Genomic DNA, 22606 nt, shown 5'->3' on the forward strand with positions numbered 1-22606 from the left:
GTTGGTGCGGCGCTCACGCCGCCGTCATCACAGGTCCCCGAAAAAAAGCGTCTCCGGGGGCCAGCCGGCGAAAACTTCGGCGGACGCGGCCATGTCGGCGGGCAGCCTCTCACGGGCGAACCGCGCCGATGCCTCGTCCGGAAAACTGTTTCTCATGACAACCGAAAAGCGAAGACCATCCTCCCCGGTCCAGTAGGAAACCATGCGCAGAGTTCCCTCCCGCCACTGGTATGCCCTGAAGCGGCGGTTCATCTCTTCCAGGTCGTCTCCGTCGGCAATACGTACCCAGTAGCGGTACCGGTACGCCTCGGGGCGGACGGCCGGAATGGCCGGAATGGCGACCAGGTCACCGGCCAGGACAAAGTCGGGGTCGTTGATCCTCGGGTTCACGGCAACCAGGGCGCCCAGGAGCGCCTCATCGCAGTAACCGTACACTTCCCGCATTGCCCGGCCGAGAAACTGGTTCCTCGCGATCCGGATATGGCCCAGAATAGCCGGCGCCCTGCTTTCACCGCCGCCATTTCCACCGAGGGCCGCCGTCCTTTTCGGTGGTGCCTCGTCGATTACGGACAGCGACGCGACGGTCACGGGCTCCTCCGGACGTTCCGCCTGTATCCCGACCGGCTCTTCAGCGATGATCGTTTCTTCCGGAGCCGCCGCCGGAACCTGCTCCGCTCCAGCCGGATCCTCCTCGGAGACCTCTCCGGGTTCCGGGACCCCGTTGCCGGAGTCGGCGACCACAGTCACCGCGGGCGCCGGGACCGACGGCGATCCCCCGGCCGAAACCGCCGGCCGCTCCTTTTCTGCCGGTGTCGTCCAGGCGGCGACGGAAATCAGACCGTACTGAAAACTGAACAGCACGACGGCCGCACCGGCCAGAAGAATCCCGGCAACAACGGCGCCCCGGGCCCAGGTGAACACCGGTCCGGGCCTGTCGCCCCCCGCTCTGCGTATCACCGACTTCACCAGGGACCTGTCGGCCCTGTTTTTGCCGTGTATGATCAGGGCCAGGAGAACCTGGTGGCAGAGCCGGACGATTTTCCGCGGATAGCCCCTGGTCTCCCGGTACACGGCCCGCATGGCCCCCTTCGTGAATTCTATGGGGACCTCCCTGCCCCGCTCCGTGGCCTGCCGCACCCTGAAACGGACCATGGCCTCGGTATCGCTGAAACTGAGCGGGCCCAGGCTGTAGAGCAGGTTGATCCGGTCGGTGAAACCGGGATTCCGGTCAAGACTCTGCCGAAACTCCTCCTGAGCGAAAATGGCGATCTGCAGCAGCTTGAACTCGTTGGTCTCGTAGTTCAGAAGCTCCCGCAGGCTCTCCAGGGCAAAATCAGGGATTTTCTGGCCCTCATCGATGATGAGGACGATGAGCCTCTGTTCCTCGACGGCCTGCTGAAAGAGAAAATTCTTTATCCTCTCCCGCATCCGCCAGGCGCCGGCCTCTTCCGCGTCGTCCGTTTCGAGGCCGAAGAGCCCCGCCACGAACGTGAGGAACTCCATCCCGGTGCTGAAGTGGGGATCGAGAAGCAGGTACGTCCTGACCGCCGGGTCCCCCGATAATTTTCGAATGAGCTGACGCGACAGGGTGGTTTTACCTGCCCCCACCTGCCCGATGACCACGTTCAGCCCCCTGCGGAGTCGCAGGGCCACCTCGAGCTTCTGGAGACAGTCCACATGGTGCCGGGATTCGTAGAAAAAATCCGGCTCCGGCGAATTTGAGAATGGCTCCCGGACAAGATTCAGGATGCGGTAGTATTCCATGGCTCTCGATTCTCTCGGGCCCGCCCACCCCCTCTGAATCCTATCCCCTTTCTTCCGCTTCGAATCCGGCGTTTCGGGTTTTGAGAATGCGGGGCGTGATGAAGATCAGCACTTCTTCCATCTGACGGCTTCGGCCCTGGCTTTTGAAAAGCCATCCCAGGCCGGGAATGGTGCTCAGGGCAGGAACACCGGAATCCAACCGGCGGTTCTGCTGCTTGCTCAGACCGGAGATCACGATGGTCTCCCCGTCGTTTACGATCAGAGACGTGTCGGTCTGCTTCTTTATGATCACGGGGTTGCCGTCCACAGTCCTGGTGAAATCCACCTCGTCCTTCTTGATGACGATCTTCAGTTTGAGCGTGTCGTCGTCGATGACGTTCGGCGTGATTTCCAGACGCAGGACCGCTTCCTCGAACCGCACGGTCCGGTCGTTATCCTCGATGGTGACGAAGGGTATCTTCTCGCCGTTTTCCGTGAAGGCCATCTGGTTGTCCAGGGTGGTGATGGAAGGCCTGGACAGGATGTTCAGCTGTCCCGCCTTCTGCAGTGCCTGGAGCTGCAGTTCCAGGATGCTGCCGCCCAAAATACCGTACATCAGGCCCAGCGATCCCATGCCTCCCGCCGCGTCAATCGCGGAGGCGCTCGCGGGAAAATTCACGCCCAGGCCGTGCCCGCTGAGACCCGGGCTTCCGTAGTCGGGCGTGTAGCCGCCGCCGACGGGGTCGGCCGGCGTCGTACTCCCCGCACCGCCGGGGGTAATCCAGTAATCCCTGCTTCCGACCACGTTGCGGTACAGGCCGCCCCACCGGACGCCCAGGTCACGAGCCGTGTCGCTCGTGGTTTCCACGATGTTCGCCTCGATGCGCACCTGCGCCGTGGGCCGGTCGATCTTTTCGACGAGGGGAATGATCTTCTCGAAGTCCGCCCGGGTCGCCTGGACAATCAGCGAGTTGGTGTGCTCGCTTACCTCTATTGAACCGTGGGACGTGTTATCCTCCTTCCGCGTCAGGAATATCATCAGTTCATCCTTCAACCGCTTGGCATTGGCGTAATCCACGGGAATCACCATGGTGTGGAGCGGCGCGAGCCTGGACCTCAAAACCTCCTGCTCCAGGCGGCGCTCCCGGATTGCCTCCATCTGAAGATCGCTTTCCAGGTCCTGAAGCGTGGCGACCCTGATAATATCCCCCTCCCACATATAGGTGAGCGCCTGGGAGCGGAGGATGCCCACGAAGGCCTCGTTCCAGGGGACCTTGTTAAAATCGACGCTTATGACCCCACCCACTTCCGACCGTATGAGGATGTTCTGGTCCGCCGCCCGGGCGAGGGCCCGAAGGACCGTGGCCACATCGGCATTGCGCATCTTCAGGCTGACGGACTTGTCGGGCAGATCCCGCGTCTTTTCAACGGCCGCAAGAGCCGGGGATCGGGGCTGGAACTCTGCGGGATCGCCGGGGATATCCATCACCCTCTTGCGCGCCGATGGCGAAGCCCCCTGGTTTTCCTCGGCCATGGTGCTCCACTTTTCGAAGAAGGGATCGATGGCGGTCTCCTGTTTCGCCGCGCATCCCGCGAGGAAAAAGAGCAGAACACAGCAGAGAAGCAAACCCACAGTCCCCGTCTCGATGCCGTTCTTCACGATCGAACCCTCCCGGCAGTCAGCGCCTGCCTGTCCAATAGCTTTCATGAGTGGCTACTCCTCCACAAAGGGAACGGTTATCTGCCGTCCCTCCTGATCTACAATAACAACCTGCCGGGGCGTCACGCTCCGCAGGATGTAACCGGGGACGTCCATCGATTCACCGGTGTGGTAATCGATGCCGTTGATAATGGCCATCCGCCTTGCTCCCACCTCGAGGTAGCCCGTGTACAGGAAACCGATCTCCGCCATGTCCGACACGACCGGAACGCCCGCCGCCGTGACTATCCCGGTGAAGAAGGGGTCCCGGGTCCATCCCGTGCCTGCCAGTTCGATGGCATAGGCGTCGTCGGGCGAAACCTCGGTCTCTTTCATGGCGGTCGCCATGGAGCTTACCAGTTCGTCGGTCTGGCGCAGCGCCTGTTCCCGGGACACCGTGTCTCGTTCAGGCGGCGCGATCCTCTTCTTCAGCACCACGTCGTAGAGGCCGTAGAGAAGGACGACGACCACGACAATCAGGATAATCCGTTCTCGCTTACTGAATTTCTTCACCGTATGACCCCCGGCCTCCCTTCAGCCCCACCCATGAGGTTCCCTCATCATTGTGTCGTCAGGACCCACATCTTCAGCGTTATGTGCTTGTTGGCCCCCCCGGCCTCGGGTCTCCTGACGGACACCGATTCGATGCCGCCCATGTAGGACAGGCGGGCCATCGCCATCAGCAGTTCACGAAAGGCGAAATACTCTCCCATGACCGCCATTTCAACGGCCAGAAGCCCCGGGGTCTCGTCCATGGTTTCGAGCCGCGGCACCACGGAAATGACCGACACCCCCGCATCGCCGGCCAGTTCCCTGAACCGGGGAATGATATCCGCTATGTCTTCCCTCGGGAAGCGGGTCTTCTCATCGATGATGAGCGCCGGGGGAATCTCCAGGGGCGTCCGGCTCGCGAGACGTTCGTACACGGGCATGAGACGCCGCTGTTTTTCCTGACGAAGCTCGAGTTCCTCGATCGTCCGGTCCAGTGATGCGACGGAAACCGCGGCGGGCCGGATCAGCAGGATAAAAAAGAGCGCCAGGACCAGAACGCCGATGACGATTATGAGAGCCAGGCCGTTGCGGGATACGAGCGTGCGGGCACCCTGTCCGTTCATGTGGACGCTCCCTTCATGGCAGCCGTCAGGGTGAAGCGAAGGACGCTTCTCCCGTCCATGACCTCGCTGCTCTTCGCGTTGATGACCACCCGGTCAAAGAGCGGCGATGTCTGCAGGTTCATGACATAGGCGATCAGGTCCGCCTCCAGGCTGTCCACGGGGCTTTCGGGCCGTCCCAGGACAAAACCGTCGATCATGGCGTTCCGGGCCGTCCTGGGGAGGACCGGCGTCGCCCCCCCGGCACCGTTCATTCCCAGATCGGCCCTGACGCTCATGAGCCGTATGCTCTCCGGCGTAATCGCCGAAACCTCGCCGAAGAGCGCTACCGAAAGGAACCGCGCTTTCGTCTCGGACACGATCTGCCGTTTCCCCCGCAGGTCCGCCATCATTCCCGCCAGCATCGTCTCGTTCACCGCGACTCCCCGGGCGAGATCCGCCTCGATGGCCGCCACGCGGGCGTTCCTGTCCGATTTCTCGCTGAGGATCCAGGCGTACCAGCCGATACCCGACAGCAGGAGCACACCCAGCACGGCGGCTACCGCCGCGTTGGCGACGAGGAACCTCTTCCTCTTGTCCCGGTCTTTCCGGGTGAATATCAGGTTGAGGGACCGGGAGGAATGGGAGAGCGCGACTCCCAGCACGGGGACGAGACCGGACCGCACCGACAGGCTGTCGCCGGCCGTCACCCCGAGAACCCAGGGATGGGCCGGATTGAGCGGGTCGAGGACCGTGGCGGGAATGTTGATCTGCGACCCTATGTAGTCCACCATGGGCCGGTAGATGTTCATGCCCATGGAAACGTATATCTCGCTGATGCTCTCCCGGCCCAGATTCACCGTGTAATGCTCGAAGGTCCGCTCCACCTGCCTGACGAGTCGCTCCACCGCCGGGGCGGCGAACCGGAATATCGTCTCTTCGTCCAGGCCGTACTGCCCCATCAGCTCCTTCTCAGGCGCCGAATCGGGACTCAGGGCCCTCAGGAGGCTCCCGGCGTCATCGAGGCTCATCTCCAGGGGTGCCGATTCCGGCGCGTCGGCGGGCTCATACCCCGGCCGCATGTTCCGCCGGCCGGCATACTCGTCCACCAGGGATTCCACCATGCTGCCGAGGCCCGCCTTGGTACCGCGGGTCATGACCAGGTTGCCGTTCGAGTAGATGTCGATCCGGGACCAGTCGCGCCCGATGTAGAGGGATGCCACCGTGCGATCCAGAGCCGGAACCCATCCGGTGCGGAAGATGTTCCGGACGGCGAGAGGAGCGATGGTCAGCCCCGCAAGGGGATAGCCCGCGGCGCTGAAGAGGGCGCTCATTTCCCGGACGTCCTTCTGGGGGACCACGTAGAAAAGGACGCTGTATTTCTCGATGCCGCTCTCGACGACCTCGCCCTGAATCTCGAAATCGAAGACCGTCGTTTCCTCGTCAAACTCAAGTTCCTTCTTCGCCGACCAGAAAACGGCATTCCTCAATTCCCGCCTGGCGACCTTGGGAACGCTGATGTTGCGCACCTCGGCGTTCGCCGCGGACATCATGGCCCAGAGGCTGACGGTTCTCGGCGGACCGCAGTATGCTCCAAGTGTTTCTTTAAGAAAAAGCTGAAAGGCCGGTGTGCCCCGCTCCACCCCCTCCGGGAAAGGAACGGCTCTGTAATCGACCAGGCGCCACCCCCCGGCGGCCGTCGGCTCGACCTTGACGATCCGTACCTCCGTGTAGCCGATATCGACGCCCGCCGACAGGCCTTTCTGCCTGGGCCCGGCACCGGCGGTGACGGGGATCTGAGGCCGTATGGGAGTTTCAGGTTTCGGCGGGTCCTGTATTTCGGGGGAAACTCCCCCCCGGATGACATCAAGAAGCTTTTCAGTGGAAGTTATCTCTTTATCTGAAGCCACGATATTCCCGCCCCCGATGAATTTTCAGATCAGCCCCCAACAACACATGACGACACATGACGACAGACTTCAAGTTGCCAAGAATAGTAAAGAAAAGAAATCACTATGTCAAGCAGTTTTTCAACAAAACCTTCTTCCCTTCGGTAACATTTATTTATGAGGCAACAGGCTCGTACCATACTGCAGCCGAATGGTCCACTGAGACCGTTAAAAAAACGATCACTCGTGTCATTTCGACCGCCCCTGCCGTCATTTCGACCGAAGGGAGAAATCTTCCAACATATCGATAGTAAAGAAATATTTCTCGTCGCTTTTCCGGCACACCTCCGGCCGCTCCGGTTGTGTTCCGTTACGCCGTGCTTCCTTCGGTCACGCACGTTCCGTGCCGATAAAGACCGAACACAGGGAAGAAACGGTCCGATTCGCGGCCCCCAAAAACCATCAATTCCCGTCAAGGCACCACAAAAAAGCAACATATTGTGTAGATATCACCACCATGCCGTGAAGATATCCTCCGGGCGCGACCGCGGGCATCCCTCCCCGCCGCCGGGCGGGAGGGACCACCACAAAACTACAACATACGTATATACAACGACTTGCCCCGCTTCCGGCGGACAACCATCCTCCACAACGGGCCGGCTGTGTCAAGTGCGTGCGAACGTGGCACACACAATGCATATACCAAAGGCAGGTTTCAGCAGATAATCCAAAAATAAATACAGTAAGGAGGAACACCTATGAAACTGATGCGACGCAAAGAAGGACAGCGAGGTTTTACCCTCATCGAGATCATCGCCGTGCTCGTGCTCCTGGGCATTTTAGCATCCGTGGCGATTCCGAGATTTTTTTCTATGCAAAAGGATGCCGCAGATAAGGTAGCCGATTCAGCCCTTGCGTCGGCCTACTCGGCTTTATCTATGGGCTACGCTGCCAAATTGATCGGAAATCCTCAAGCCCCCGATAGCCCTGCAAAAGCATGCAGTGATATCGAGCTCACAGGGGATACAATTACTGATATCGCTTGCGAGGGCACGTCTTGGGGAGGCGGGGAAGTTACAATAACTGTGACATATGACGGAGGAAGCTCGAGTACGAAAACAGGAACATGGAAAACCCCATGACGAAACGATGAATACACCCTGCGTGATGTATATCGTAACGGAGCCGGTCTGCAAGGCAGTCCGGCTCCGTTTTTTGATCGAATACAGCCAATACCTTATCGCTGTTGTAACTGCTCGTGACAACTATCGCTTATGATTGAGATAACATGTTCTGGGTCCGGACAATAGACGTGTGCAGGGTCGCCCACCTTGAAATTACGTATGAACTCGGACCAGCGCTTTGATCCTTTCAAAATAATTAATCTTCCAACTGATTGCGCGAGCTTGTCCCTTTCTTGCAGTATGTTGTAAAGTTCAACAAGGGCAAGATGCCCCTGGATACTGTCTGGATGGCGCTCAATGAATTTTTCCCAAAAGAGTGCCGATCGCTCTATTTCACCACCCCTCCGTAAGGTCTCTCCTAGAATACAGAAAGCATATGATGCACCCGAGTTGAGGGACAGAGCATAACGCGCCTCTTGCATGGCCTGTTCATGCTTTTCCAGTTTGAGCAGAACAAATGCGTATAATAATCGCAACGCATCGTTATCAGGCCATATATTAATAGCTTCCACAAGCCTTGCCTCGGATTCAGCAAAAGCACCTTTGTTAGCGAGCGCACCCGCCGATCCGTGATGTGCCGGCCAGTAGGCCGGGTGGACCTTGAGTGCTGCTTCAAAAAACATAAGCGCACCGTTAAAATCTTTTTTTACATGAGAATAGTACGAGCCCAAGTTATTCAAAGTGACTGCCTCATTCAACAGGTTGCTATAATTATTCAGCAGCAGGGCTTTTGTATAAAGTTCATAGGCTTTATCGTGTAATCCAAGCAGACTGTATATCTGCCCTAAATTTTTGTGAGGTCGACTCAGATTGGGTGCTTTATCCACATTGTCAGACCACAGCAATGCAGGATGGTGAAAAAGAGCATTACGTTCGACCACCACATGGCCTTGGGCGTAAAGAAGAAAGGCGAACACAATGACAGCCATAAATTGAACTGATTTTCTGTAGGAGAAATAGCCCATGGTATAGATCATCGCTACGGCAACAGGGACAAACAAAAACATCGAAGGAATGTAATTCCGGTGCTCGTAAATCAATTCGAGAGGAATAAAGGTGCTTTCAACGATGTGGTTCAGAAAGTAAAAGAGGATCGAAAACGATATCAAAGGGTGCCTGCGGGCCAGGTACAGTGCAAGTACGACAAGGCCCAGGATCAGGGCCATGGCCGGCATTGTCGTCCAGGGCGTTATGAGCGAGGTGGAAAGCTCGATATCATGGATCAAGGTCAAACGGGATGCGAGAGGATAGAAAAGAAGGCTGAGGTACCAGATGACGATCCTCGGCTGCGTCAAAAGCCGCTCGACAAGCGTAAAGGGCCGGTTCTCGTAGGCGGCGCCTGAAAGAATCGCCCCGATATTCGCATACCAGAGTCCCAGGGCACCGACGACCAGGGCCACGGGCACGAAAACCTTCAGGTTCCTGATGACGTTTTCACGGCTCGCCCCCTGGATCAGAAGCAGGTCGAAGAGCCAGATGCCCAAGGGAAGAAGCACCGCGTTTTCCTTGGAACCCGCGGCGAGGGCGCCCGACAGGAGACAGAGCCCCCACAAAAGGGCCCTGCTTCGGTTCCCCTCGGCGGTCCTCCCTTTCAGGTACAAATACATGGCCATGATATAAAACAGGCCCGCCATGCTTGCCATTCGCTGCACTATGTAGGTGACCGCCGTCACCTGCAGGGGACTGGTCGCCCAGAAGAGGGCGGCCAGCAGGGCGGTGCTGTAGGCCGTGGGGCCATATCGTTCCCGGAGGGACGGAAGATTGAGGGTGTTGTGAATAAGGAGAAACAAAAAGACGGCAGCCAGGTAGTGGATGATGAAATTCACCACATGGTAGCCGAACACATCGAGACCGTGGAAGTAATAATTGAGGGCCAGGGTGAAATACGAGACGGGCCTGCTGATTTTCCGCCCTTCAATGCCGTAGAAGGTCTGCTTGATGCTGTTCCAATCGAGAGATTTCAGGTGAATATGCCTGTTTTCAACGATATTATGCGCATCATCGAATACAAACGCCCCCTGAAAACTGTTCGAATAAATGACGAACAGAAAAACAAACAGGGCGATACAGGCGAAGACATACTGCCTTCCACCCGGAAACCGCCACCGGACATGCAGATCAAACCCATCGGCACCGGTGATCATACCATCCCCCCCGACCGTAATAGAGCGCACCTTAACAGAATTCTTCACCCCTGTCGATGGGGGACCGATGGGGGACGTACTTAACTATTTAACTTACTCCCGATGTCCCCGGCCCCGCCGGATCACAGACCGGCTCTGAAGGCGTCAAAAACAACACGGACTATCAGAAAACAACGAAACAACAAGGAGCCGACACAGCCTTCTTTTTCATGAGTCCGTGCCTCCACGGCGCCTGACCGTGGCATGAATCATCACGTGAGACCTGTATCGAAACCTGTCGATTGGGGCATTTCGACCTCTCCCCTGTCACTTCGAACGTTCCCCCGTCACTTCGAACGCATGTGAGAAGTCTGAAAGATCCCTCGCTGTGCTCGGGACATGGATTTCTCGTCGCTACGCTCCTCGAAATGACAAAATTGCTTCGCTCCCCGAAATGACGGACCTTAAGGCGCTCCTCGAAATGACAAAATCGCTACACTCTTCGAAATGACACAATTGCGATGCTCCTCGACATGGATTTCTCGTCGCTTCGCTCCTCGAAATGACACAATCGCGATGTTCCTCGAAATGACACATAAAGGTCTCCATGTATGCTCCCCGGCCGCCCCTTTCAACCTGACGCATCACGGGCGTCCCCGTCCGGGTATGTCGAAGCGCTCTATGACGTCCATGTAGAACTGTTCCAGGTCGGGCAGGTTGTGCGTAAGTATCGACTTGAGGATGTCTTTGTCTATTTTCCGGTAATCGTGAATGGCGATGTTTCTGAATCCTGTCATGGCTTTCATTTTCCCGGCCATCGACGCTGATATGACATTCGACTGGTGGAGCAGATCAAAATGCTCCCTGATTGTTGCGGGCAATCCAAGTCCTTCCGAGGCGACAACATGGGAAGCGAGATCGATGGCGGCCTGGACGGCTCGCTGCAGGTTGAGAACGAAAATATCTTCCCTGTCTATATCCTCAAGGCTGTCGGGGTCACCTTTGGTGGTGTCCTGAATGCGCTTCAGGCAACGCTGGATGATAGCAACCTTCGCGAGGACAATGTCGCTTTCAGGCATGGATTCTTCCTCTGTGGATGTTTTTTTCGATTTCCCGGCGCTGGTACTTCAGGTCTTCATATTCGTTGACGGTGCGGGTGAAAAACGCTTCATAGGCCCTTCCGCGCCGGATGAGGGGGATCCCCTTTTTCAGCACCTGCATACGGATAATCGGCGACGCATCGTTGAGAAGCACCAGGTCGATTTCCCTGCCTGTCGCCTGTTCCAATGCCTGGCGGATAGCTTCGACCCGTTCCCGCGAAGGCGCCTCTCGAAACAGCAGAGCGATATCGAGGTCGCTTGCGGGAGTCTCCCGTCCTGCGGCGGCCGATCCAAACAGGAAGGCCAGGACAATGTCGTCATGCCTTTCGACCTGTGCCTTTGCACTGTTCTCAAAGGATTGCATGGTGGAATGCTCCCGCTGCGCGAATTACCGCGTTGACTATACGATCTTTACGGACGGGCTTCAAGGGTAAAAGCCAGCCCTGGAGGGACGTACTTAACTATTTAACTTACTCCCGATGTAACAGGCTCTGGGACGCGCCGTCCCCGGCCCGGCCGGGTCACAGACCGGCTCTGAAGGCGTCAAGAACAACCCGGACCACCAGAAAACAGCGAAACAACCAGGAGCCGACACAGCCTTCTTTTTCATGGGCCCGTGCCGCCACGGAAGAGAAACGATTCCTCGTCGCTTCACTCGCCTGATCAATCACGTCCTGCAGCCCGGACCGGCACAGGCCATTGCTATTTCAGGCGCGTCGCTGTAAAAAGAAAGCTCCGGTCCGCCCGGCATCCGTAGCTCTTGTGCTATCTTTCCCAAACCTTCGGCCGTTGCCGGCCCCCTTAATCCACCACCAAAACAATAAAAATACCTCGTTGGCCCTGTAATAACAGGGTGACAGGCTATCTTTGTTTGAAGAAAGATGGTGGTGGATTTAGGCCTTGCCTTCGGCTGGTACTTGTGTCAATGGAGAACCATTGACAGGATTCATGTACAGGGGACTTTCACCCCATAAGTTCACGCCCATGCCGGACGTACACAAGCGCCTGGACGCAGACGGGCTAAAAACAGCGCCCGCTGGTCAGGCGTAGCGTTAAAGCAACGAATCACAATCGTATTCAGGCAGAATTGCGCTTGCAAAAGGGACAGAAAGCGGACATAATAGCCGAAAATAATCCCGGAAGGAAGCTGCCATGTACCAACCTGCCCCTCTAGATCTGCTTCGTACCGCAAGAACCAGATTTACACAGAAGCAACTAGCTGAAATTCTTGAAGTTGATGTAAGAACCATTCGGCGTTGGGAAGTTCGGGAAAACGACCCTCCAGCATATCTTTCTGACGCAATCAGACAAAGAATCCTCCCATTGGTGGACGGAGCTGCCAATGACAACGCCGCATTCAGGTTCATTGATCTTTTCGCCGGTATTGGAGGCATTCGTTTGGGTTTCGATGCACATGGCGGGCACTGTGTGTTTACAAGCGAATGGAACAAATTTGCACAGAAAACCTATCTTGCCAACTTTCCGGAAACCCCCAATCACACATTTATCGGCGACATAACGAAGGTTGATGAAAAGGATGTGCCTGATCATGAAATATTGTTGGCCGGATTTCCTTGTCAACCGTTCAGTATCGCCGGCGTATCCAAGAAAAACGCCTTGGGTAGACCGCATGGTTTTGAATGCACCACACAGGGAACACTTTTTTTTGATGTGGCCAGAATTATCGCGGGGAAGAAACCAAAGGCCTTTTTATTGGAAAATGTCAAGAATCTTCTTTCTCATGACAAGGGGAATACCTTTAAGGTCATCCTGCAGACTCTCCGTGACGAGCTTGGTTACGAGGTTCATTACAAGGTGATTGATGGACAGCATTTTGTACCGCAACATCGTGAACGTATTTTGATCGTCGGCTTCAATGGCAAAACGGGGTTTACCTGGGATGATTTATTGCTGCCAAAAAAGGGCTCCATAACACTATCCTCTATTCTTCATCCCCAGGATGGCACAGAGGCACCCGAAGAACCGTACACCACAGGAAAAGACGCAACAGTAAACAGCAAGTACACATTAACCCCGAAACTATGGAAATACCTGCAGGACTATGCAAAAAAGCACCGACAGGCAGGTAACGGGTTCGGCTTTGGTCTCGTGGATAGTGATGATATAGCAAGAACGTTGTCAGCGAGATATTACAAGGACGGTTCTGAAATACTTGTATCGCAGGGAAAGCGGAAACGACCACGACGCCTTACACCTAGAGAGTGTGCAAAGTTAATGGGCTTTCCCGACAGCTTCATTATTCCGGTAAGTGATACGCAAGCCTACCGACAATTTGGTAACAGTGTGGTTATGCCCGCCATAAAAGAAGTGGCCCGTATAATGGTGCCGCATGTTCAAAGACTGTGTGATGAAGAGCGTGGTGCTATCAAGCAGGTATCATTGTTTTCATGACGGATGTAGTTGATTCGGAAACACGTAGCAGGATGATGTCTGGTATCCGAGGGAAGGATACCAGACCTGAACTGGAAATTAGACACCAATTACACAGGCTTGGATTCCGATACAGGCTTCATGACAAGCAGTTACCAGGGAAACCGGATATCGTCCTAAAAAAATACCATGCAGTAATATTTGTACACGGTTGTTTTTGGCACCGACATAACTGCCATTTGTTTAAATGGCCAAAGACACGCCCAGAGTTCTGGAAGGAAAAAATCAATCGCAACCACGAAAATGACCTTAAAGCACTTCAGAAGCTCAAATCCTCTGGCTGGCGAGTATGTATAGTCTGGGAATGCTCAATAAAGGGTGCTGAGAAGAATATACAAGAAATTGCAAAAACCATAGCGCGTTGGTTGAAAAGCAATAAACCCGTGCTGGAGATTTCAGAGTGAAAAAAGGTTATTTGTCACAGTATTTCGAGGGCGTGGCAGTCAAAACATTGAGTACTGTAGAAGCAGATGTACTTACTTCCAATCAGCATGAGTTTAACGGAGTAGAAGGACTACGAAATATCCTCGGCGAACCGGAGGGGAAGGAAAGGTATCCGGCAAAATTTCTGTATCTGACGGATAGCGAAGATGAGCCTGTTATGGAAGAAGGGTTTCTTACATGGTATGACGCCAGACAAAGGGCCCGCCTGGAACGTGGAGTAATGCGACGGGAGTACAGGCTCTACTTCCCCACAAATCTTGTTTCACAATGCGGGAATGCGGGAGATATCCTTGTAATTGCAAAACGACCGGATAAAACACTGCTTTCAATCGTTGCGGAAGCCGGGACAACAATATCTCAGCAGATTCTGTGGCTGTTTGGTGTTTCAGACTTGTCTCATCCGGGATTTTCTGTCCGTGATGAACTCGAAACGGAACAGGATCGTATCGAGTTTGCGTCCAGATTTATTCTGGAAAGCATTGGAATACCGGTCGAAATTTCAGAAGACACATATCTTGATGAAATGATCAGGAAATTTTCGGGTGGATTTCCGACAACCAGAGAATTTTCAGCCTTCGCCAGAAGCACGCTGTCTGATATTCAGGCCCAAGATGATCGCGATGAAGTTCTTATGGCCTGGATGGAAAGAGAGGAAATACTTTTTCGTACTCTCGAAAAACATATTATCGGCGAAAGGCTGTCGCAGGGATTTGATGGTGATGTAGACGGGTTTATATCATTTTCCTTGTCTGTACAAAATCGTAGAAAAAGCCGTGCCGGCCTTGCGCTTGAGAATCATCTGGAAATCATGTTCAGGGAATGCGGCGTTCGTTATTCACGAACGCCTGTTACCGAGAACAAATCAAAGCCAGACTTTATTTTTCCAGGGGAAAATGAATATCACGACAAAAACTTTGATTCTTTACGCCTTACGATGCTGGGAGTCAAATCATCATGCAAGGACAGGTGGCGGCAAATACTCGCTGAGGCAGATCGCATTGAAAGGAAGCATCTGCTCACACTGGAGGCAGCGATAAGCAAAGGCCAAACTGATGGAATGCAGTCAAAGAATTTGCAGTTGGTTCTCCCGCGTATGTTGCACTCTACATATTCCGAAGAACAACAAAGCTGGCTAATGGATGTAACAGCGTTTACGGATCTTGTTATGGAACGACAGAGAGATCATGGATAAATGCTCTAATCGGGCAGCCGGTGGGATGCGCCCCCCAGCCCCCACACCACCCGGCGTGCGGGTCCGCACCGGGCCGACCCTGGAGGGACGGACCCTGGAGGGACGTACTTAACTATTTAACTTACTCCCGATGTAACAGGCTCTGGGACGCGCCGTCCCCGGCCCGGCCGGGTCACAGACCGGCTCTGAAGGCGTCAAGAACAACCCGGACCACCAGAAAACAGCGAAACAACCAGGAGCCGACACAGCCTTCTTTTTCATGGGCCCGTGCCGCCACGGAAGAGAAAGGATTCCTCGTCGCTTCACTCGCCTGATCAATCACGTCCTGCAGCCCGGACCGGCACAGGCCATTGCTGTTTCAGGCGCGTCGTTGTAAAAAGAAAGCTCCGTCGCCCGGCATCTGTAGCTCTTGTGCTATCATTCCCAAACCTTCGGCCGTTGCCGGCCCATGAACAGCTTGCCTTATGGTAGGCGGCGTGATAGGTTCAGGCATGGATCTGAATCAGAACAACTTGAAATCATCGGACAATCTCAAGATACTGCTTCCCGTGGTCGGCCACCTGTTCTGGTGGGTTCCCAGGGAAGACAGGGCCGGCTTGAGCGTCGAGGCAGTTGTCGAGGCCGTACTCAGCAACGGTGATGAAGAAATGATCCGGCTACTTTTCAACACAGTGGGCGTCGACACGGTGGCTGACATATTCTACCGGCAGGTTTCAGGACAACGAACCAATTACCGCCCCAGAACGATTAACTTTTTCAGGCTCTACTTTCAGAGGCATGCGAAAAGAAATACTGAATCCGGATCAGACTGAGCTTCTGCCTCTCCTCAGAGCGTTCGCCCGGGACTATTATCTGGCGGGCGGCACGGCTATTGCCCTTTATCTCGGACATCGCCGATCAATCGATTTCGATCTTTTCACGACAGGGGGAATAAAGAAGCAATCAATCAAGAAAACAATCGACAACCATAACCGCCTGGTCACCGATCTTCTCTTTGAGGATTCCGACCAGATTCACCTTGTGATCGACGGCGTAAAAGTCACCTTTTGCTCCTTTCCCTATGACATTGAAAAGTCAGTCACATTCGAAGACTATATTGACCTTCCCGATCTCCTCACCCTTGCGGCAATGAAGGCGCTAGCCCTCGGCGGCAGGGCAAAATGGAAAGACTATGTGGACCTGTACTTTCTTTTGAGGGATCACTTTTCCCTTCACCAGGTTTCCATGCGTTCAAAGGATCTGTTCGGCGCTTTTTTCAATGAGAAGCTTTTCCGTGAGCAACTGTGCTACTTCGCCGATATCGACTATTCAGAAAAGATCGCCTTTGTCGCACAACCGGTGCCTGACAGTGAAATCAAGCAATTTCTCAGAGACGTGGCAACAACCGGCTTCTAGTAGGGGGGACGTACTTAACTATTTAACTTACTCCCGATGTAACCGGCTCGGGGACGCGATGTCCCTCCGGGATTCTTAAAAACACCTTGCAATCCCTTTCCTTTTTTGCCATAGATTTTACCTGAATCTGCCACACACTCACAGTCTTGCCTAAACCGATAACGATAACGGCGACGGCGATACAACCACCTTTCGCGACCCATTTGCTCGAAGATGGATACGACATTCGGACAGTGCAAGGGCTTCTCGGCCACAAGGACGTAAAACAACCATGGTGTATACGCACGTTTTGAACCGCGGCGGCACAGGCGTGAGAAGTCCTGTGGATGGATTGCAGGAGGTACCATGCGGGGCTTATATAGAAACCATATAAACCGCCGAATATGTGTCAACGATGACGTAACACCCTGAATGTACGGAAGCATCGTCGATCGGCATCCGGGGGTATATGCCGCGATCGGACAAGCGCGGCGCCTTATAAAGAAACTGTGTAAACATTCTCGGAAGTCAAGAAGAAGGAGTCAGACGTGTCGATTCAGCTGGAGGGAAATTGGAAGCGTGGGCTCGCGTTCGACGTTCACACCTTGAGTAGCACTTACCTGGGCGTCAAAGATGTCTTTGTACTAACGATGACAAAGACAAGGAGCAAGAGATGACATCCGTATTCGTAGCAGGCTCTCGAAAACTTGGGCGACTTAATGACCAAGTCCGAGAGCGGTTGGGAAATATCATTGCAGGGTCCTACCGAGTCTTTGTTGGTGATGCCGACGGTGCCGACAAGGCGATTCAATCCTTCCTTTCCGAACAGAAATATGAAAACGTTGTGGTCTTTTGCTCTGGGCCCAAATGTCGTAATAATTTAGGAACATGGCCGACGCACAACGTTGACGTCCCATCTGGAATTGCCGGAAGAGCGTTCTACACATACAAGGATGTAGAAATGGCCGAAGGTGCGGATTACGGCCTAATGCTTTGGGATGGAAAGAGTTCAGGAACAATTAACAATGTGATAGAGCTACTTAAGAGACATAAGAAATCTTTGGTTTACTTCTCTCCAAAAAAAACTTTTATCTCTGTAACCTCCCTGAACGACTTGGAGGCACTTTTGGCCAATTGTTCTCCTGATAATCTCGATGTAATAAAAAAGAAAGTTGGCCTTAAGTCTCAGCTCAGGGAAATCGCGCAGTCAAGCCAGTCCGCGCTTAACTTCTAACAGGAACCCATAGGGGGGACGTACTTACCTATTTAACTTACTCCCGATGTAACCGGCTCGGGGACGCGATGTCCCTCCGGGATTCTTAAAAACACCTTGCAATCCCTTTCCTTTTTTGCCATAGATTTTACCTGAATCTGCCACACACTCACAGTCTTGCCTAAACCGATAACGATAACGGCGACGGCGATACAACCACAGACACATCAAGCCGCGCCAACCGTATACGATACCGCTGCCGACCCATAAGTGCAGAGCCACTATCCGAGATGGGGATCGGTCTGCCGTGGGAGGTGAAGGAGGGGTGTCCGGTGTCGATCCTCTTCTGGGAGATTCACGCCGGAACCATGGCTACATTCAATATCTTGGAATCGTTGAGGAATCGGATGGTGGTAGAAATATAAGACCGGATCACATTCCCTCAAAGCGTCTTCGCACACGTAAAAGATTTAGGATTTGAAGGGAAGCCGGACCAGCAATTTTCGGTTAGGGAATTGCCGGATGGCAATGGGTATTCCCCCAGGAAAACCGTTGGGAAAATCCAAGGACCGGTGAGCAGGGACGGCATCATGTGCACGAATCCATCATCCAAAAGGCGGACAGCAATGCGGTGCGAAAGGCAGGAATCACAAAAAGAGCTGTCTGCCATACCTTCAGACATTCTTTCGCGACCCATTTACTTGAAGATGGATACGACCTTCGAACAGTGCAAGAGCTTCTCGGCCACAAGGACGTAAAACAACCATGGTGTATACGCACGTTTTGAACCGTGGCGGCCAGGCGTGAGGGGGCATGCGGGGCAACAGTTACAGGCTCCGTGAAAAAGCCGGAAAGGAGGGAGTGGAAATGGGCCAGTCATGAGGACAGGGTGGCTCAGTTTGAAAAGACCGTCGACAATAAATTCAGAAATGCAAATGGCGTTTACATGAAGCTATGTAATTTCTTGCGGCTTGACCCAAGCTATAAAGGTGCGGGGCTTCAGCGTGGCGGCAAATCAGAGAAAGTCATTTGGAATGAATTTGCACAAGATCATAAGTGCCTCAGCTCTATAGCAACAGCTATTCGTAATGGTTCTCAATATGTTTCACCCCCCAAAGATGAAGTCGATGCTGCCGCAGAGGAAGAGGAAGAATTCCCAGAAGGAAGGATTTTAACACAGCTGCATAAACGCCGAGAGAGAAATCCAAAGTTAGTTCAGAAAAAAAGAAAAAGGTTCTTGAAGAATCTGGCTCATTATCTTGTGAAGCATGTAGATTTGATTTTTTTGTCGTTTATTGAGAACTCGGCTATGGCTTTGCAGAATGCCACCACCGCAAACCTTTATCTGAATTGATAGAATCAAAAACTACAACTTTGGGAGATCTTGTGCTATTGTTTATTCTAATTGTCACCGGATGCTTCATCGTGCAAGGCCATGGAAGTCAATTAGTGAATTGATCACTCTAATAGAAGGTTAAAGCAAGTTATCTACTATCAGAGTCAGGAAATCCCTGCCATTTTAGAATGAATCAACTGAGATAAGCTCCGGGAAAACCGATGCGGATCATATTATTCAACCATATATTTGTTGGTGTACTGGACTATGATAGGCGATATTAAAGACGCAAACACTCTTGAGGAAGTTCAACAGATTAGGCAGAGGCAAGTTGAGATCGAACGAGCCGGTGGAGATCATGACGGAATTCAAAGAATACTGACTGAGGATATGTACAGTAACCCTGCTCGGTTCATTGACGAGTTGTTACAAAACGCCCAAGATGCAGCACGAAAAGCGGCCAAGCACACTGACGTCATATTCAGACTTTCCAGTGACAAATTAGAATTAACACATTCTGGTAAAGACTTTGATCTAAAGGATGTAATTAGTATTACTGGGATTGGAGTTTCTACAAAAAAAAATGATGACATTGGAACCTTTGGTATTGGTTTCAAGTCAGTCTATCAAATTACGGATGAACCTCATATTTATTCTGGAACATTTCATTTTAAAATAGTTGAATTTAGAATACCTATCAGTCTACCTCGGAATGATAATATTCATAATACCTCAATTGTCTTGCCGTTCAAGAAAGGTTTTGAACAAGAGATTATATATTCCTACCTTAATGAAATCGAATTTGAGAGTATACTATTTTTACCCAATATTGATTCAATTACATGGCATGAAGACGAGAAAACAACCAAAGTTCCTTGTTTAAGTAAAATATCACTGGATGAAATTAAGGGCAATGACCTTAATTACAAAAAAGTAGAAATAAGAAATGCATTATCAGGGGAATCTAAACAATACTTGGTTTTTCAACGAAAGATACAGATAGGCGGCAAGAATCTAGACATTGATATAGTTTATGGTTATGATCCCGTTCAAAATAGGATTATCCCCCTAAAAAATCGTAAGTTGCACGTCTACTTCCCCACTACAGAAGAAACACATCTCAACTTTTTGCTTAATGCTCCTTTCAGGACAACAGCGAATCGGGAAAATATAAAGCTTGAAAACAATGAAGATGCTAGTGTGTTGGAAGAGTTGTCACGGTTAGCTGCGGATAGCATATTATTTATTCAGAAACAATATCCGAATTTACTTAATGTATCTTTTTACTCAAATATAATTCCACTTAAAGAAGATATTCAAAATAAAATATACAGAATATTTTTTGAGACAATCAAATCGTTTATGATTAACCCAAAGAACAGATTGTTGCCTGTTCAGAATTCCGGCTTTGCCGCCGCCAGGGATGTGTTAATGGCGGAAAATTCATCACTGATTGAATTGCTGAACGCAACAGATACAGAACAACTATTCGGTAGGCAATATTGGATCAATAGTGAAATTACTTCTACAAAAGAAAGCACAAGAGATGTGCATAGGTATTTGAAGGAACATTTGAACGTTGAAGATATTGGATTTGAAAAATTTGCTAAACTATTTACAAAAAAGTTTATAAAAAGAAAGAACGATCAATGGATTACGAGCTTTTATCAGACATTATTAACTAATCAAAAACGACTATGGCAGAAGAATCCATGGGAGATACATCCGTGGGATAATCAAACAGATGGAATATGGAAAAAAAGGCCTATTATTCGTTTGAGTGACAATAAACATGTTAATCCCTATGACGAACAGGGCAATCCTCATGCTTGGTTACCATCAGAGTCGAAACCCTACTTTGATGTAGTTAAACCTGCGTTGACCAAGGATGAGCAGGCAAAACAATTTCTAACAAGTCTTGGCTTGAAAAGACCGAATAAGATGGCAGAATTCAAAAAGTATATTGCCCCGACATATGCCGATGAAGGAACCAATGTGGAACTTGATAAATACTTAGAAGATATATTGATGGCCCGTGAAGCATATCGGGAATATCGAAATGAGCCGGACGAGAACGGTAACTTCGTTGATACAATGAAATCTCTCTTTTTGATTAAATCTCAGAATGTAAATACCGGGAATGTGCTGTTTAGAAAGCCTAATGAAGTGTATTTGCCGAACAAAGAACTAGAAATATGGTTTAAGGGCAATAACCAAGCCTACTTTGTATATGAAGAGATATGTCGACATTATGCGAATGAGAAAAATGATTTCGAAGGGTTTTTATCTGCCATAGGAGTATCAAATCAAATCAAGTATATCGAACCCTTAAAAATCAACAAGCAAATTTATAGATGCGAAGACTATCACAAATATGTGGAATTTGAGCCAAGGGAGTTCCGGCCCGACTTTTACATTGAAGGCTTAGATTATGCGCTAGACAATATTAACATAGGGAGATCAAAGATAATATGGAATATTGCTCTGACAAAGGTTACGCACATTACAACCTGTAAAATCAGATCTGCATTATATCAACGTTCTTTGCGTGGTAATTATGATAATGATAATCCACGTGAAATACCTAAAGAGAAAACATTAGAATCAAAGGTAGGCAAATATTTGAAGGAAAGGTATTGGCTATATGATAGACAGGGCAATCTAATTCAGAGGCTGAATTCTGAAATAGCCCTTGAAGATTTGCATGGTCATTATGACAGGGATCACGATAATGTTAGTAAATTGGTACAAGCATTAGGGCTTAAGCCTGAAACTTATACAAAGGAACAAGTTGATAGGCTATTATCTAAAAAAGAGGCAGAATTAAGTCAAAAAGACGCACAAATAAAACAACTTAAAATAAAGCTTAGCGAATATGAAAAGAAAAAGTCCACAAAAATACCGATACGAGAATATAAAACAAAGGATACAGAGATACGTAGGGTGCCAGAGCCAAACACATTTACGCCAACGGGTAATCGTGGTTTAAATGGGCTGGAAAATCAAACACCCGGCACAGAAGAAGATTCAGAAGATAACGAGCATCAAGGCACAGGCTATAATCGTGATAATGGAGAAATGGATAGTCAGGTCAACAAAAAAATATATGGCCGCTGGGCGGAGGAGTACGTCGTTTGGCAATTGTATAATAAGTATAAAGATGTTGACGACATAATTATAGAATGGTTAAATGAGAAAAGTGAAAAGGGAAGAGGATACGACATAAGAATCAAGAAAGATAACAAAGCAATTGAATTTATCGAAGTAAAAGGCAAAGTCAGTAATAAACCTGAATTATTTGAAGTTACAGAGACGCAATTCAGATTTGCTGGCAAAGCAGGAGAAAAGTATTTCTTCTATATCGTGTCCAACGTTAAATCTAAAGAAATCAAAATTGAAATGGTTATTCAGAATCCCATAAAACAATGGAGAGAAAGTAAACTCATTGCTTCTTCCGTTAAATTTAAGATTTGATTTCTTAACTCAACTTTCGCACACTGGTGAGTGTGTATAACTATTTGATAATTAGTAGTAAACAGGTTTCATTTGCCCTGAAAGAAGGAGGCGGGTTTTGTAAACCGAAGTTTGACACCCTATTTGTCGATAGTTCAGTATAATTAGTCGCCTCTGAAGAACCTTCTAACCGGCGAATATTATTTGACAATATATCTTTTTAATGCTATGTAATTTGCAAGATTTTAACCATTAACCCTCATTTTTCTTGCAAATTACACAAATGAAACCAAGACAATCAGAAAGCAAAAACA

At 51.0% G+C, this 22606-nt stretch carries 18 protein-coding genes and 3 pseudogenes; 11 read left to right on the top strand and 10 right to left on the bottom strand.

The features are described from left to right. Positions 1-27: 27 nt before the first annotated feature. From M0Q23_08095 to M0Q23_08115, 5 genes are read right to left on the bottom strand one after another with little or no spacing between them, the layout of a single operon-like run. Positions 28-1764 (bottom strand): AAA family ATPase, encoded by a 1737-nt coding sequence (locus tag M0Q23_08095; GenBank protein ID MCK9528584.1) that lies wholly within the window; start codon positions 1762-1764, stop codon positions 28-30. Between the two features lie 40 nt (positions 1765-1804). After that, positions 1805-3451, bottom strand: a complete 1647-nt coding sequence (gene pilQ, locus M0Q23_08100; GenBank protein MCK9528585.1) for a type IV pilus secretin PilQ — start codon at positions 3449-3451, stop codon at positions 1805-1807. A 6-nt stretch (positions 3452-3457) separates the two neighbouring features. Further along, a complete protein-coding gene (locus M0Q23_08105) occupies positions 3458-3955 on the bottom strand; it encodes a general secretion pathway protein GspB (protein MCK9528586.1) in 498 nt (165 codons plus the stop codon). Positions 3956-4002: 47 nt separating this feature from the next. After that, positions 4003-4557, bottom strand: coding sequence for a hypothetical protein (locus M0Q23_08110; GenBank protein MCK9528587.1), 555 nt, complete (start codon positions 4555-4557; stop codon positions 4003-4005). Then, complete coding sequence (locus tag M0Q23_08115; GenBank protein ID MCK9528588.1) at positions 4554-6443, bottom strand: hypothetical protein; 1890 nt, start codon at positions 6441-6443, stop codon at positions 4554-4556. The genes M0Q23_08110 and M0Q23_08115 overlap by 4 nt, the downstream gene beginning before the upstream one ends. 737 nt (positions 6444-7180) lie before the next feature. Between M0Q23_08115 and M0Q23_08120 the strand changes: the two genes are divergently transcribed. Beyond that, on the top strand, positions 7181-7564 hold the full coding sequence (locus M0Q23_08120) for a type II secretion system GspH family protein (GenBank protein MCK9528589.1): 384 nt from the start codon (positions 7181-7183) through the stop codon (positions 7562-7564). Positions 7565-7659: 95 nt separating this feature from the next. Here M0Q23_08120 and M0Q23_08125 read toward each other — a convergent pair whose 3' ends face one another. The 4 genes from M0Q23_08125 to M0Q23_08140 all read right to left on the bottom strand — a co-directional run bounded on the left by M0Q23_08125 (position 7660) and on the right by M0Q23_08140 (position 11500). Next, a complete protein-coding gene (locus tag M0Q23_08125) occupies positions 7660-9750 on the bottom strand; it encodes a tetratricopeptide repeat protein (protein ID MCK9528590.1) in 2091 nt (696 codons plus the stop codon). A gap of 623 nt (positions 9751-10373) precedes the next feature. After that, entirely contained in the window at positions 10374-10808 is a 435-nt protein-coding gene (locus M0Q23_08130) for a DUF86 domain-containing protein (protein MCK9528591.1), read from the bottom strand. Beyond that, positions 10801-11193: a nucleotidyltransferase domain-containing protein gene (locus M0Q23_08135; GenBank protein MCK9528592.1), complete on the bottom strand. Its 393-nt coding sequence runs from the start codon at positions 11191-11193 to the stop codon at positions 10801-10803. The genes M0Q23_08130 and M0Q23_08135 overlap by 8 nt, the downstream gene beginning before the upstream one ends. Positions 11194-11350: 157 nt before the next feature. After that, positions 11351-11500, bottom strand: a complete 150-nt coding sequence (locus M0Q23_08140) for a hypothetical protein (protein ID MCK9528593.1) — start codon at positions 11498-11500, stop codon at positions 11351-11353. A 664-nt stretch (positions 11501-12164) separates the two neighbouring features. Here M0Q23_08140 and dcm point away from each other — a divergent pair. From dcm to M0Q23_08155, 3 genes and pseudogenes are all read left to right on the top strand, one after another. Beyond that, a pseudogene (gene dcm / locus M0Q23_08145) lies at positions 12165-13241 on the top strand (DNA (cytosine-5-)-methyltransferase). Continuing rightward, positions 13238-13684 carry a DNA mismatch endonuclease Vsr gene (gene vsr, locus M0Q23_08150; protein ID MCK9528594.1) on the top strand — a complete coding sequence of 149 codons (447 nt, stop codon included), beginning with the start codon at positions 13238-13240 and terminating at the stop codon, positions 13682-13684. The pseudogene dcm and the gene vsr overlap by 4 nt, the downstream one beginning before the upstream one ends. Further along, a complete protein-coding gene (locus M0Q23_08155) occupies positions 13681-14916 on the top strand; it encodes a type II restriction endonuclease (protein MCK9528595.1) in 1236 nt (411 codons plus the stop codon). The genes vsr and M0Q23_08155 overlap by 4 nt, the downstream gene beginning before the upstream one ends. A gap of 172 nt (positions 14917-15088) precedes the next feature. On the opposite strand, the gene M0Q23_08160 is transcribed toward M0Q23_08155, so the two are convergent. Beyond that, the gene (locus M0Q23_08160) at positions 15089-15238 is read right to left on the bottom strand and encodes a hypothetical protein (GenBank protein MCK9528596.1); all 150 of its coding nucleotides are present in this window, start codon (positions 15236-15238) and stop codon (positions 15089-15091) included. Positions 15239-15392: 154 nt separating this feature from the next. Here M0Q23_08160 and M0Q23_08165 point away from each other — a divergent pair, with 154 nt between their 5' ends. The 7 genes and pseudogenes from M0Q23_08165 to M0Q23_08195 all read left to right on the top strand — a co-directional run bounded on the left by M0Q23_08165 (position 15393) and on the right by M0Q23_08195 (position 22313). Next, positions 15393-15728 carry a hypothetical protein gene (locus M0Q23_08165; protein MCK9528597.1) on the top strand — a complete coding sequence of 112 codons (336 nt, stop codon included), beginning with the start codon at positions 15393-15395 and terminating at the stop codon, positions 15726-15728. Continuing rightward, entirely contained in the window at positions 15694-16311 is a 618-nt protein-coding gene (locus M0Q23_08170) for a nucleotidyl transferase AbiEii/AbiGii toxin family protein (protein MCK9528598.1), read from the top strand. Before M0Q23_08165 ends, M0Q23_08170 begins: the two co-directional genes overlap by 35 nt. A 179-nt stretch (positions 16312-16490) precedes the next feature. Further along, positions 16491-16684, top strand: a pseudogene (locus M0Q23_08175) (tyrosine-type recombinase/integrase). Between the two features lie 279 nt (positions 16685-16963). Beyond that, positions 16964-17524 (top strand): hypothetical protein, encoded by a 561-nt coding sequence (locus M0Q23_08180; protein MCK9528599.1) that lies wholly within the window; start codon positions 16964-16966, stop codon positions 17522-17524. A 562-nt stretch (positions 17525-18086) separates the two neighbouring features. Then, positions 18087-18310 (top strand): annotated as a pseudogene (locus M0Q23_08185) (tyrosine-type recombinase/integrase). Between the two features lie 82 nt (positions 18311-18392). Further along, positions 18393-18857, top strand: a complete 465-nt coding sequence (locus tag M0Q23_08190; GenBank protein ID MCK9528600.1) for a hypothetical protein — start codon at positions 18393-18395, stop codon at positions 18855-18857. A gap of 249 nt (positions 18858-19106) precedes the next feature. Then, the gene (locus M0Q23_08195) at positions 19107-22313 is read left to right on the top strand and encodes a DUF3883 domain-containing protein (protein ID MCK9528601.1); all 3207 of its coding nucleotides are present in this window, start codon (positions 19107-19109) and stop codon (positions 22311-22313) included. Positions 22314-22606: the final 293 nt, after the last annotated feature.

This window comes from Syntrophales bacterium, assembly GCA_023228425.1.
GTDB lineage: Bacteria > Desulfobacterota > Syntrophia > Syntrophales > UBA2210 > MLS-D.

What these genes read in the sequence shown, in the direction of transcription:
- M0Q23_08095 (MCK9528584.1), bottom strand. Translation starts at nt 1,764, where the DNA reads ATGGAATACTACCGCATCCTGAATCTTGTCCGGGAGCCATTCTCAAAT.
- pilQ (MCK9528585.1), bottom strand. Translation starts at nt 3,451, where the DNA reads ATGAAAGCTATTGGACAGGCAGGCGCTGACTGCCGGGAGGGTTCGATC.
- M0Q23_08110 (MCK9528587.1), bottom strand. Translation starts at nt 4,557, where the DNA reads ATGAACGGACAGGGTGCCCGCACGCTCGTATCCCGCAACGGCCTGGCT.
- M0Q23_08120 (MCK9528589.1), top strand. Translation starts at nt 7,181, where the DNA reads ATGAAACTGATGCGACGCAAAGAAGGACAGCGAGGTTTTACCCTCATC.
- M0Q23_08125 (MCK9528590.1), bottom strand. Translation starts at nt 9,750, where the DNA reads ATGATCACCGGTGCCGATGGGTTTGATCTGCATGTCCGGTGGCGGTTT.
- M0Q23_08130 (MCK9528591.1), bottom strand. Translation starts at nt 10,808, where the DNA reads ATGCCTGAAAGCGACATTGTCCTCGCGAAGGTTGCTATCATCCAGCGT.
- M0Q23_08135 (MCK9528592.1), bottom strand. Translation starts at nt 11,193, where the DNA reads ATGCAATCCTTTGAGAACAGTGCAAAGGCACAGGTCGAAAGGCATGAC.
- vsr (MCK9528594.1), top strand. Translation starts at nt 13,238, where the DNA reads ATGACGGATGTAGTTGATTCGGAAACACGTAGCAGGATGATGTCTGGT.
- M0Q23_08170 (MCK9528598.1), top strand. Translation starts at nt 15,694, where the DNA reads ATGCGAAAAGAAATACTGAATCCGGATCAGACTGAGCTTCTGCCTCTC.
- M0Q23_08180 (MCK9528599.1), top strand. Translation starts at nt 16,964, where the DNA reads ATGACATCCGTATTCGTAGCAGGCTCTCGAAAACTTGGGCGACTTAAT.
- M0Q23_08195 (MCK9528601.1), top strand. Translation starts at nt 19,107, where the DNA reads ATGATAGGCGATATTAAAGACGCAAACACTCTTGAGGAAGTTCAACAG.